12 protein-coding genes are annotated in these 11,840 nt (G+C 63.5%); 2 read left to right on the top strand and 10 right to left on the bottom strand.

The features are described from left to right. Nucleotides 1–20 precede the first annotated feature (20 nt). From Q8K99_10285 to Q8K99_10315, 7 genes are all read right to left on the bottom strand, one after another. Nucleotides 21–332: a hypothetical protein gene (locus tag Q8K99_10285; GenBank protein MDP2182939.1), complete on the bottom strand. Its 312-nt coding sequence runs from the start codon at nucleotides 330–332 to the stop codon at nucleotides 21–23. A 125-nt stretch (nucleotides 333–457) separates the two neighbouring features. Then, complete coding sequence (locus tag Q8K99_10290) at nucleotides 458–1,225, bottom strand: lipoate--protein ligase family protein (protein MDP2182940.1); 768 nt, start codon at nucleotides 1,223–1,225, stop codon at nucleotides 458–460. An 8-nt stretch (nucleotides 1,226–1,233) separates the two neighbouring features. Next, nucleotides 1,234–2,625 carry an aminomethyl-transferring glycine dehydrogenase subunit GcvPB gene (gcvPB, locus tag Q8K99_10295; GenBank protein MDP2182941.1) on the bottom strand — a complete coding sequence of 464 codons (1,392 nt, stop codon included), beginning with the start codon at nucleotides 2,623–2,625 and terminating at the stop codon, nucleotides 1,234–1,236. A 95-nt stretch (nucleotides 2,626–2,720) separates the two neighbouring features. Next, complete coding sequence (gcvPA, locus tag Q8K99_10300; GenBank protein MDP2182942.1) at nucleotides 2,721–4,055, bottom strand: aminomethyl-transferring glycine dehydrogenase subunit GcvPA; 1,335 nt, start codon at nucleotides 4,053–4,055, stop codon at nucleotides 2,721–2,723. Nucleotides 4,056–4,062: 7 nt separating this feature from the next. Continuing rightward, complete coding sequence (gene gcvH / locus Q8K99_10305) at nucleotides 4,063–4,446, bottom strand: glycine cleavage system protein GcvH (protein MDP2182943.1); 384 nt, start codon at nucleotides 4,444–4,446, stop codon at nucleotides 4,063–4,065. 29 nt (nucleotides 4,447–4,475) lie between these two features. Beyond that, a complete protein-coding gene (gene gcvT / locus Q8K99_10310) occupies nucleotides 4,476–5,621 on the bottom strand; it encodes a glycine cleavage system aminomethyltransferase GcvT (GenBank protein MDP2182944.1) in 1,146 nt (381 codons plus the stop codon). Between the two features lie 44 nt (nucleotides 5,622–5,665). Next, nucleotides 5,666–6,886: a D-alanyl-D-alanine carboxypeptidase family protein gene (locus Q8K99_10315; protein MDP2182945.1), complete on the bottom strand. Its 1,221-nt coding sequence runs from the start codon at nucleotides 6,884–6,886 to the stop codon at nucleotides 5,666–5,668. 85 nt (nucleotides 6,887–6,971) lie between these two features. Between Q8K99_10315 and Q8K99_10320 the strand changes: the two genes are divergently transcribed. Both Q8K99_10320 and Q8K99_10325 read left to right on the top strand, forming a co-directional pair. Then, complete coding sequence (locus Q8K99_10320; GenBank protein MDP2182946.1) at nucleotides 6,972–7,307, top strand: prepilin-type N-terminal cleavage/methylation domain-containing protein; 336 nt, start codon at nucleotides 6,972–6,974, stop codon at nucleotides 7,305–7,307. 33 nt (nucleotides 7,308–7,340) lie between these two features. Further along, nucleotides 7,341–8,153: a hypothetical protein gene (locus tag Q8K99_10325; protein ID MDP2182947.1), complete on the top strand. Its 813-nt coding sequence runs from the start codon at nucleotides 7,341–7,343 to the stop codon at nucleotides 8,151–8,153. Here the strand turns inward: Q8K99_10325 and Q8K99_10330 are convergent. The 3 genes from Q8K99_10330 to Q8K99_10340 are packed head-to-tail and all read right to left on the bottom strand — an operon-like array spanning nucleotide 8,129 to nucleotide 11,839. Then, on the bottom strand, nucleotides 8,129–8,569 hold the full coding sequence (locus tag Q8K99_10330; protein MDP2182948.1) for an ACT domain-containing protein: 441 nt from the start codon (nucleotides 8,567–8,569) through the stop codon (nucleotides 8,129–8,131). The genes Q8K99_10325 and Q8K99_10330 overlap by 25 nt on opposite strands. A 2-nt stretch (nucleotides 8,570–8,571) precedes the next feature. Next, nucleotides 8,572–9,876, bottom strand: a complete 1,305-nt coding sequence (locus Q8K99_10335; GenBank protein ID MDP2182949.1) for a phenylacetate--CoA ligase — start codon at nucleotides 9,874–9,876, stop codon at nucleotides 8,572–8,574. Between the two features lie 28 nt (nucleotides 9,877–9,904). Beyond that, complete coding sequence (locus Q8K99_10340; GenBank protein ID MDP2182950.1) at nucleotides 9,905–11,839, bottom strand: VanW family protein; 1,935 nt, start codon at nucleotides 11,837–11,839, stop codon at nucleotides 9,905–9,907. Nucleotide 11,840 lies beyond the last annotated feature (1 nt).

An 11,840-nucleotide genomic window follows, 5' to 3' on the forward strand; every position in this document is an offset into this window, starting at 1 on the left:
CGGTACGCGCGTTCGTGAGTCTAGAAGTCATCCTCGTCATCGGGCTCCGCGACATCCACATTCGATACTCCGCGAAGATCATTCGCGAGTATGTCTATGAGTCGGTCCACGTCACCAACCGAGATAACGTCCTCCCCTGCCTCGCGCTGCGCCTTGAGACGACGCACAAGCTCCGCTCGCAGGATGTCGATCTTGCCATGCAACACCCGGCGTCGATAGGAGATTCGCTGCTCCTCCGCGTATAGCTCGTTCAGGATCTCGCGCAGTTCATCGTTGGACTTCGAACCGAGGCCGAGAAGCGCATCCTCGATCCGATCATTGCGATCGGACATGACCCCTCCACTCTCACGCAACCGACCATCTTGCTGACCTGACCGATTGTACCAGACCCAGAGCCCCATTTACCCTCAGCCTGCACCCTACATCCAGGCACTGACATCGGGGGTGCTCGCTGGTGCTACACCACGCTCTCACCTGCGAGCCGTGCGGCCGTCATGTGCTCCCATTCGCTGAAACTGCCGCTATCAAGGCGCACTCCCAGCGAGTCACCGAAGCCCTTCACAAGGGCCTGTGCGATCTGCTCGAATGACGGCAATGTACCGAGAACGTCCTCGAGCGTGAATGCCGTCATGGCCAAGGACCGCTGCTCTGCGTCGTCTAGCCCAAACACCGCCGTCTCCCGCGAGATATCGCGAGACCGCGTGATCGAGCCATGCTGGAGGCACGTGTCACCCGCCCACACCTGCGCGCTGCCTGACAGTTTCGCCCGTCCGACTGACAAATCGGCCGGACTCGAATGCAGGTAGCACGCCGAAGAACCGCGAATCCCTCGTGGGCGGCCGACAAGTTCGGCATCGACCCCCAACGACGAGTACGCACGAACCAGACCCGAGCTGAGCACGCGGTAGCTCGAAGTGGTCGCCCTTGGAATGCCGTCGTCAGTGCTGGCGACAATGGAGTATGTCATCTCATCGTCGTGCAGGACACCGCGTCCGCCTGTGTGCCGCCGCACCACTTCGACGCCCAGGTCGCGGCAGACGTCCAGGTCGATGGAGCCCACGTCTTGAAAGCGCCCGAGCGACAAGGTTGGACGGGCCCACCGGTACAGCCGCACCGTTGCTGGAGACTCGCCAGCCTCCCGGGCGAGCTGCATCGCACGATCGAGCGCCATGTTCTCGATGCCGTCGCGCGCGTCGTCGATGACAAGTCGCCACACGCCTCGCATGAGACCGCCTACTCCGGATTCCAGCGCAGGTCGGGCTGGCGAACCGCACGGGCTTCATCGAGGCGTCTTACGGGGGCGGTATAGGGAGCGTTCTTGACGATCTCCGGATCGGACGCCGCTTCCTTGGCTATTGCACGCATCGCGTCGACGAAGGCGTCGAGGGACTCGAGTGACTCGGTCTCGGTCGGTTCGATCATCAGTGCCTCTTCGACCAGCAGCGGGAAGTAGACGGTCGGCGGGTGGAAGCCATAGTCCAGAAGGCGTTTCGCGATGTCGAGCGTGCGCACCCCGTGCTCGCGCTTCTGCCGCGCACCCGAGAGCACGAACTCGTGCATGCAGGTACGGTCGTAGGGCAGCTCGAACACGTTCTTGAGTCGCTCCTTGAGGTAGTTCGCCGACAAGACCGCCTGCTCGCTCGCCTCGCGAAGGCCCACGCCTCCGAGGGCGCGGATGTACGTGTACGCCCTGACGAGAACGCCGACATTGCCAAGGAACGACCGGACCCGCCCTATCGAGTGCTCCGGGTGTACAAGCACGTACTGTCCGTCTTCGAGCGCGACCAACGGTCCGGGCAGATACTGCGCGAGTTCCTCCGTGACACATACGGGTCCGGCACCGGGGCCGCCTCCGCCATGCGGGGTCGAGAATGTCTTGTGCAGGTTGATGTGCAGTCCGTCAAAACCCATGTCCCCCGGGCGCACCTTGCCCATGATGGCGTTGAGATTCGCTCCATCGCAGTAGGCGAGCGCCCCGACAGCGTGCACGGCATCGGTGATCTCGCAGATCTGGGGATCGAACAGGCCCACCGTGTTGGGGTTGGTGAGCATCAGGGCAGCGACATCGGTGTCGAGCACGCCCTTCAGCGCGTCGAGGTCCACCAGACCCTGTTCATTGCTGGGGATCGTGACCGTCTGATAGCCGCACATCGTCACGGTGGCCGGGTTCGTTCCGTGGGCCGTGTCGGGAATGATGACCTTCGCCCTTGGATTCCCCGATGAGGCGTGATAGGCGCGGAAGCACATCAGTGCAGCGAGTTCGCCGTGTGCGCCCGCTGCGGGTTGCAGGGTGACGCCTGCAAGCCCCGATACCTCGGCCAGCGCCTCCTGGAGGCCGTACATGAGCTCTAGAACGCCCTGGACGCTCTCGACCGGCTGGTACGGGTGAAGCCCGGCGAAGCCCGGCAAACGACATGTGTCTTCGTTGACGCGCGGGTTGTACTTCATGGTGCATGAGCCGAGCGGGTACGGGCCACTGTCCACGCCGAAGTTCATCGAGGCCAGGTGGGTGTAATGGCGCGCAATCTCCACCTCGGTCACATGCGGCAGGGCGGGCGGATCGAGGCGCACACGGTGCCCGAGTGCGCTTGACACCGTCGCACCCGCACCGTCAACGCCGGACACGACACCTCCGCCTGCGCCAGCCCCGCCCGTCTCGAGGATCAGAGAGCGCGGGCCCCTGGCCGGAGCACCGGCGGGTCGCCTGGTCGCGTGATCGCTCACAGGCTGCTCACCGCCTGAGTGAACGCGTCGATCTCCGACTCCGTCCGGCGTTCGGTGACCGCGAACAGAACGCAGTCGCTCACTACGTCCTCGAAACGCCCGAGGTCCAGACCCGCGACGAATCCCCTCTCAAACATCGCCGATCGCATCGACACGACATCCCCAAAGTACCTGAGAGCGAACTCGTGCGCAAAGGGAGCCGCGAACACGTCCTCGAACCGCCCTGTGGCGATAAGGGCGTCGTGCAGCCGATGTGCCTTGGCAATGCACGCTTCGCCCACGTCGCGCAGGCCGCCGGCGCCCATACACGACAGGTACACGCTTGCTGCAAGGGCGTTGAGAGCGTGGTTCGAACAGATGTTGCTGGTGGCCTTCTCCCGGCGAATGTGCTGCTCACGGGTCTGCATCGTGAGCACGAACGCAGTCGCACCGTCCGCATCCACAGTGCGCCCGACGATGCGGCCCGGCATCCGGCGAAGGTACTCGTCGCGGCAGGAGAACATCCCCAGCCCGGGACCGCCGTACGACATGGCATTCCCCAGGGGCTGGCCCTCCGCGACAACGACGTCCGCGCCGTATGCGGAAGGTGGTTCTAGCACGCCAAGGAGAATCGGGCTCACCGCCACGACGAGAAGAGCTCCGACCTCAGCAGCCACCTCCCGAATCGCCCGGACGTCTTCAAGACATCCGTAGAAGTTGGGATCTGCAATCATCACGGCAGCGGCATCGGCCGCAAGCCCGCGCAGTGCAGCGACGTCCGTCACGCCATCCAGTGTCGGCGCCTCGACAACCTCAAGGAGCCCGGCGCGCGCATACGTGCGCAGTGTCTCGCGCCACTCCGGGTGGACCGATGCCGAGACGACAACCCGGCTTCGCTTCGTCTGATGGACGGCCAGGTAGGCAGCCTCGACGAAAGCGGTGGCCCCGTCGTACATGGAGGCGTTGGCCACGTCCATGCCCGTAAGCGAACACACCATCGACTGGAACTCGTAGATCGCCTGCAGGGTACCCTGGCTGACTTCGGGCTGGTAGGGCGTGTACGCCGTAAAGAACTCGGGCTTTCGCAACACATGATCGACGATTGACGGGATGTAGTGGTCGTAGCAACCCGCACCCAGAAACGACACCAGCTCACCCGTATGCGCGTTGGCACGGGCGAGTCCATCGAGGTGTCCTGCGAGATCCATCTCGGACAGCCCACCCGGAATATCAAGCTCGCGACCGAGCCTGACGCATTCGGGGATGTCCGAGAACAGCTCGTCGACGCTCGACACGCCGACAGCGCGAAGCATGGTCTCCCGTTGAGCGTCCGTAACAGGTACGAATCGCATCGAGCCCTTACGCTTCCTCGGAGACGAAGGCCTCGTATTCCTCGGCGGACAGCATGTCGTCGACCTGGCTTGGGTCGGCCATCTTGACCTTGATCATCCAGCCCTCGCCGTAGGGATCTTCGTTCACGATCTCGGGCGCGTCGTCGAGCGCCACGTTCACTTCGACGATCTCGCCGGAAAGAGGAGAGTACAGCTCGGATACCGACTTGACCGACTCGATCTCGCCGAATGTCTCGCCGGCGATCGCAGCGTCGCCCTCGGAGGGCAGATCCACGTACACGACCTCGCCGAGCTGGTCCTGCGCAAAGTGAGAGATGCCAAGAGTGGCTACGTCGCCGTCCACCCGCACCCATTCATGCTCTTTGTCGTACTTCAGCTCGCTCGGATACATAGGTACTGACGCTCCTTTCGGGGTCGTGCTCACGCGGACAACGACGTTGTTACGAACGGCGGCCTCTTGACCGTCGCAGGAGCGGTCTTCTTGCGAATCGCAACCTCAAGGCGGGTCCCGGGAGTCGAAAGCTCCGCGGGGACGTATGCCGTCGCGATGCCCTTCTCCAGCGTCGGCGAGAACGTACCGCTTGCCACCTTACCGACCTCTTCCCCTTCACGCAACACGGCGAAACCTGGCCGAGGAATACCATCCTCGACAAGCAGGCCGACGAGCTTTCGCACCGGTCCCGCCTCGCGCACGCGCTCAATCGCCTCGCGGCCAACGTACTCGCCCTTGTCGCGCGCCACAACCCAACCCAAACCTGCGGAGATCGGATCCACTCCCCTGTCCATGTCGCTCCCGTACAGGGCGTATCCCATCTCCAATCTCAGAGTGTCGCGTGCACCAAGGCCACACGGCGTGACCTCGGGAAAGCTCAGCAGCGCACGCCACAGAGCGGCCGCCTGCGAGACATGGCACAGCACCTCTACGCCATCCTCGCCCGTGTAGCCCGTGCGCGCGACCAGCGCCGGCACGGTGTCCAGCACGGCTTCGCGGATCGCGAACCGCGCCGGCGGCGAGAATCCCTCGCCCGCGAGTTCCGAAAGCACCTCCAGCGCACGGGGGCCCTGAAGCGCTATCAGCGCCGTGCGATCGGACTCGTCGACGAGTTCGACGATGCCGTCTTCCGGCGAGTGCTCCGCAACCGTCTCGCAGGCAACCGTCGTACCCCGCGGAGCATGACCGCGCAGCCAGTCGAAGTCCGTGATCCGGTTGGCAGCGTTCGCGATGATCAGGTACTCGATGTCCCCGGTGTGATACACGATCAGGTCGTCGATTATGCCGCCGTCTTCGTCGCACATGAGCGTGTACTGGGCGGTACCGATCTCGCTGGCGCGCTCCAGGTCGTTGGTCAGCACACCCTGCAGAAAGGCCTTGGCTCCGAAGCCGAACACCCTGAACTGCGCCATGTGGCAGACATCGAACACACCCGCCGAGGAGCGAACCGCCCGATGCTCCTCGATGATTCCTGCGTATTGGACCGGCATCTCCCATCCGGCAAAGGGCGCCATCCGCGCCCCGAGGGCGATATGCTCCTCGTACAGCGGCGTGCGTCGCAGATCTTCGGCCATGATGCTCCTCCCAAACGCGGCCAGATGCCAACCTGGCGGTTCCTTCACGATACTGCAGGCTCGCCCGCAATGGAGCGCCACGCCCTGACGAGCCCGATCCAGATTCTCTCGAAGAACCCCGGAGCCGGGACGTCGGACGTCGAGATGATCGGCACCTGCACGAGAAGCCGCTCCCCCTGCGTGACACTAAGGGTGCCGATCCGCTGGCCAACTGCTACTGGAGCATCGACCGACTCGGGCAGAGCGACGGTTCGCCCCACCTCCCCGTCCAGGTCAAAGACCGGAACCACCGCATCGGAGGCGACCACTGCGGCTATCGAGCGGTCGAGGTAGTCGGCGACCGGCACGGTGCCGATGCTTTCCTCGGCAGATGCGAGCCGCTTCATCCCGTAGTGATCGAACCCCCAATCGAGCAGCCGCCTAGCATGGCGAAAGCGCGCGGACTCCGCTTCGATCCCAAGAACGACCGCGATGAGCTCGACGCCATCGCGCTTCGCACTGGCAACGAGACAGTATCCCGCGTCATTGGTCCAGCCGGTCTTGACGCCGGTCGCATCGGGATAGTCGCCGATGAGCAGGTTGGAATTCTCGAGCTTGTCGCGGCCCTGCGACCCCGTGATCGTGACATCGTCAAGCCCGACGATTCTTCTGAACTCGGGATTCTCCATCGCCACGCGCGTGACAGTTGCGAGATCAGCGGCTGATGTGCGATGCCCCGGGGCGTCCAGTCCGTGCGGGTTCGCGAAGCGCGTTGCTGTCAGACCGAGCTCCTCCGCCCGCCTGTTCATCAGCTCGACGAACCCGGGCTCGGTACCCGCGACATGCTCTGCCAGGGCGATGGCTGCGTCGTTTCCGGATTTCACCAGCATGGCCTCGAGAAGCTCACCGACCGCGTAACGGTCGCCCTCCTTCAGGTCCACGCCTGACTCACCGATGTGCGCGGCGTACCCCGAGACCTTGACCGTGCTGTCGAGATCCGCGCGCTCGAGAACGAGCAGGGCGGTCATGATCTTGGTGGTGCTCGCCATCGCGCGGGACTCATCGGCCTTGCGCGACCACAGCTCCCGTCCGTCCGGAGCAACGAGAACGCCCGCAGCCATCTCGACATCGGGAGCCGCGTCCTTGACGCGCGACGGCGCATTCGATACGCGCGTTCCTCCCACGAAGTCCGAGCCCGGCCGAGAAGCGACGACGACCCCCGGAACGCCAAGAACGGACAGCGCGAAGCACAGCACGACGATCGCACGTATGCTGCGGTCTCTCAAGTCTGCCTAATCCGTCCCGATACTATGGAATAATGAGGTGTGGTTCAGTGAACCATAGGGTGAGGCGAGACGCCAGGAGCTGAAGATGCGGCGGCGGATCAGGCGTGACGAGGGGTTCTCGATGCTCGAGTTGATGGTCGTTGTCGCCATCCTCGGCATACTCGTGATGATCGCAGTTGCTTCATACCGCATGTCGACCAGCACGGCGCGCCGGGTCACCTGCAAGGAGAACCAGCGCAACCTGACGACGTCCGTCTCACTCTACGAACAAGATCATGACGGTGCCAGACCGGCCGTCCTTGTCGACCTGACCCCGTACGTCACGAACTACGCCAGCGCGTCCAAGTGCCCCAACGGCGACGGCACGCTACTCGTGTACGACCCTGTGGGGAATCGCGTGACATGTCCCAATCATCCATGATGCTGTCGTGAGCACGATCGGAATGGAGGCTTGATGAAGTACTCGCGCTTCGAGGCGCTCGTCCTGGTGGTCGGTGTCGGGGCCGTCGCGGGAAGCATCTTGTTCTCGTTCGATGGTGTACCCGTCGCCGAGGAAGTCTTCGCCCAGGTCCTGCTCCTTGGCGTACTGCTCGGAGCCGTGCACTGGGGCCGGAGCGGCGGCTCGCTCGCGGCACTTGCCGCTGCCGCGCTCTACATCGTGATGCGCCTACCGCTGGTCTTGAGTGCTCAAGGCCTGTCCCTCGATATCGCAACACTCGTCATCGTACGGATTCTGACCTATGGACTCATCGGCATCGTCGGCGGCGAACTGTGCACCCGCATCAAGTACATCTTTGCCCGGTTGGAGAGATCCAGCAGTATCGATGACTGGAGTCAGGTCTACAACCAGCGCTTCATCCTTCGCACACTGACTGCAGCAGGCGGACAGTATGCACGCTATGACACGCCGTATACGGTGGTACTCATCAAAGTCGCGCCAGCGATCATGGACGGCCTCCGCGTCTCGAAACAGCGCTCGCTCGTCCGCGGTATCGCCTCCCACATCCGTGGAGACATACGCCTTGTGGACGAGGCTGGCAGGCTTGAGGATGGTACGTTCATCGCGGTGTTGCCTCACACTCCCAAGGCGGGAGGGGCTGTAGTTGCCGAGAGGCTCCGGGCCGGAGTGATGCGCGTCCTGGGCGCCCGCGAGGAATCCGTTACCGCAACCCTTCTGGGCGCACCCGAGGACTCGCAGGAGCTCGACGTGCTCAGAGAGAGCCTCGGCTCCGGTGAACCGTCTCAGGCGAGCGCATCCTTCTCGTAGAGCCGTTCGGGCTCGATGACCGTGATCCCCGCGCTCGCTAGAACGCGAACGGCGCGCTCGTCGTCGACTTTGAAGATGTCCACCGCAGCCTCGGCTCCGGGCTCAACGAATGCGTAGGCGTACTCGACGTTGACTCCCGCATCGCCAAGTACGTCGAGGACGTCGGCCAGACCACCGGGCCTGTCGGGAATCTCCACGGCGATGACCCGCGTGATCGAGACTCCGAAACCCTCGCCTTCGAGTACCTCCTTGGCCACGTTGGGGGTGTCGCAGATAATGCGCACGACGCCAAAGTTCTCGGTGTCGGCCACCATGAGTGCGCGCATGTTGATGCTCGCGTTGGCGAGCGTGCGCGTGAGACGGGCCAGATGGCCGGGGCTGTTCTCGAGAAACACCGACACTTGTTCTATCACGATGTTCACACTCCCCCTTGCTCGGCGCGAAGATCCACGACTCGCTTCGCCTTGCCTTCGCTCCGCGCGATCGACTTGGGCTCAACGAGCTTCACCCCGATCGACACGGCCAATGCAGATTCGATCTCACCCTTCACGCGACGCTGAAGCGCCTCGAGTTCCCGGATCTCGTCGAAGTTCGTGTCTGCAGCAACCTCGACGTTGACGTCCACGGTGTCCATCGCACCCCGCTTGCCAAGGATGACCTGGTAGTGCGGCGCCACTCCTGCTATCCCCGCGAGGACCTGTTCGATCTGGCTCGGGAAGACATTCACCCCTCGCACGATGATCATGTCGTCGGAACGGCCCGTGATGCGCTCCATCCGGCGGAAGGTCCGCCCGCAGGAGCACTCGCCGGGGATGATCCGGGAGATGTCGCGGGTTCGGTAGCGGATGACAGGGATGCCTTCCTTGGTCAGCGTTGTGAACACGACCTCGCCGATCTCACCGTCCGGCACCGGGCGCAGAGTTTCGGGATCGACTATCTCGATGAGGAAGTGGTCCTCGTTCACATGGAGTCCGTGCTGAGCGCTGCACTCGGATGCGACGCCCGGGCCGAGGACCTCCGATAGACCGTAGATGTCGAGGGCGGTGATGCCCATCATCTCCTCGATCTGCTTGCGCATGTTGTCGCTCCACGGCTCGGCCCCGAAGATGCCTGCCTTGAGAGACAGACTGCGGATGTCGATACCCATGTCCGCGGCGGTCTCGGCGATGAGAATGGCATACGAGGGCGTGCACGCAAGGATGGTCGTGCCAAAGTCCTGGAGCACCTGCACCTGGCGCTTGGTGTTGCCGCCGGAGATGGGAATCGTGATCGCGCCGAGACGCTCAGATCCGTAGTGGACGCCGAGCCCGCCTGTGAACAGCCCGTATCCGTAGGTGACCTGAACGACATCGTCGGGTCCGCCGCCGGCCGCAGCGATCGTGCGCGCCATGAGATCTGCCCAGTTGCTGATGTCGTTGGCGGTGTAGCCGACGACGGTGATCTGGCCGGTCGTACCCGAAGACGAATGCACGCGCACGATATCGCGCAGCGGAACCGCGAACATGCCGTATGGGAATACGGAGCGCATGTCGTCTTTGACGGTGAACGGGAACTTTGCGAACTCCCCGAACGAGGAAACCTCGGGTGCGAGACCCGCCTCATCGAACTTGCGCCTGTACAAGTCAACGTTGTCGTAGACGCGTCTCAGCACGGTGTTGAGTCGCTCAATCTGAAGACCTTCGAGAGAATCCCTCGTCAGAGCCTCGTACTCCGGCTGGAACATCCCCCCACCCCTCCCTCTCCGTCCGCCCTCAGTCGGCGCTAGCCGTCGCCTCCTTGGACGTCGTCTTCTTCGTGCCCAACCTGACGACCTCCACCTTCGGTTTGTACACCGAAGTGAATGAGTCCGTGCGAACGAGTTCGCCATCCTTCTCAACGATGCGCTTGACGACGATGCTGCGCCCGTCGATACCTGTGTCTTCCACAACACGGGCGCCCTTTGGCATCGTCGGGTCCTTTACCTCCTCGACACCATGCGGCTTGATGCTGGTCCATGCGCCTATCTCGGCGGTCACATCGTAGCCGGGATCGGTGCCGTACAAACTGACGGTCAGAGAGGAACTCGAGAAACCGGTGGCCACGAGCACCCAGTCCTCGGTGTCGTTCTTGAACTTGAAGTCAGGTCCGCCCCAAGACACAGTCGCATCCCGTCCGCGAGGATAGTGAGAGATGTAGAAGGAGTGGTTCCGGCGTTCAACGACCGGCAGGCCGGACTCGAACACAGTGTTGAATATCGTCGTCCCTACCTGGCAGATACCTCCACCGAGCTGGGGAACGAGTTTGCCGTTCACGATGGCTGGAGCCTCTTGATAGCCCTTCGCGGCTGTTCGGGGCCCCACTGCCTCGTTGAACGAGAACGTGCCGCCCGGGGGAATGAGCGTGCCATCAAGTGCATCAGCCAGAGTATGGATGTTGTTCACGCGGGGCGTGTTCGAAGCGTCGAATGTGGTCGTATACGTGGAGATCCTCTCCTCGATCCCCATCTTCTCGGCATCTTCGGTCGTGACCTCGGGTTCGACCTTCATCGTCCGAAGCTCGACAACCCGGCGCTCTTCCGAGACAAGAACGCGCGTGAGCTGTTGCGCAAGTGCCTCGATGTCCGGCCCGATGCCCACCTTGGAGGGGACGATCGTGACTGTGCCGCCCGATACCCTGAAGGTTGCGTCTTGCGCAGGACGACCGGTCTCCCCCACCTTGGGACCCACGGTCTCCGACGTCTTGTCGGCATCGATGAATGCTTCGAGGCTCATCCGCTTGGGGCCGGGGGTGGCGCTTGCTTCCGCCGCTACCGCGCTGGAACCGTCGCTCGACTCCGAGGGGGTGCCGGTGTTCTCCTCGGCCGGCACTTTCCTGAAGTCTATCCACCCAGAGATGTCGCTCGGCTTGAACTCCCAGCTCTTGGACTCGTACGTCACCGTAGCGGGCGCAGACATCATCTTCCCGGCAGCGGCCAGGGCGGCATCCGCGTCGGAATCGCTGACGCTTACCGGTACGAAGTCCACCGGAACCGGAACCTCACGCGATTCCTCGGCAAATGCAGTCAGGAGGTCCTGCTCGAATTGGGAGGCACGCACGGCGAGACCCACGACAGCCGGCTCGATCCGGGCGTCCGTACCATCGATGACTACCCGGGCATCCTTGGGTTTGCGCCCGACCGCGTCCTCGATCGTCAGCACTACCTCGGCCAGCGCCTCGGCCTCCCCGATGACGGCAGGTCTTATCTCGATCGGGCGGAACCACGCCAGGAAACGTTCCTTGGCCCTCTCGGTGAAGCTACCGGTCCTGCCGACGGCCATCGCCTGTGCGACCACGGTCTCGGTATCGAGCCGTGCAGAGACGCTCGCGGCCTCCACCGGCCAAGTGTGATTCTCGAACACGACGGACACCGGGGTCTGCATGCGCTGTTCGATGCCCTCGGCGATCGCTCGTACCGCTGACTTCGAACCCTTCCCGCCCACAGGGACGCCGGCCACATGAACGCCGGGATGTATCCTCCCGACGCTGGCGGCTGCTTCGATAGCTCCAGCCGCAACTACGATCGCGATCAAGGCCGCCGGGATCCCGATCACAACGCGCTGCCAGACGGGACGGAGGAGGAACCATTGCACCAGCGCTCCGCCGAGACGAGGGCGGGTCTCCGGCCGGCGCGTACGGCGTGGCGTGCGGGTCTCGAATGCGTCGTCCACT

Source organism: Actinomycetota bacterium (assembly GCA_030682655.1).
Lineage (GTDB): Bacteria > Actinomycetota > Coriobacteriia > Anaerosomatales > JAUXNU01 > JAUXNU01.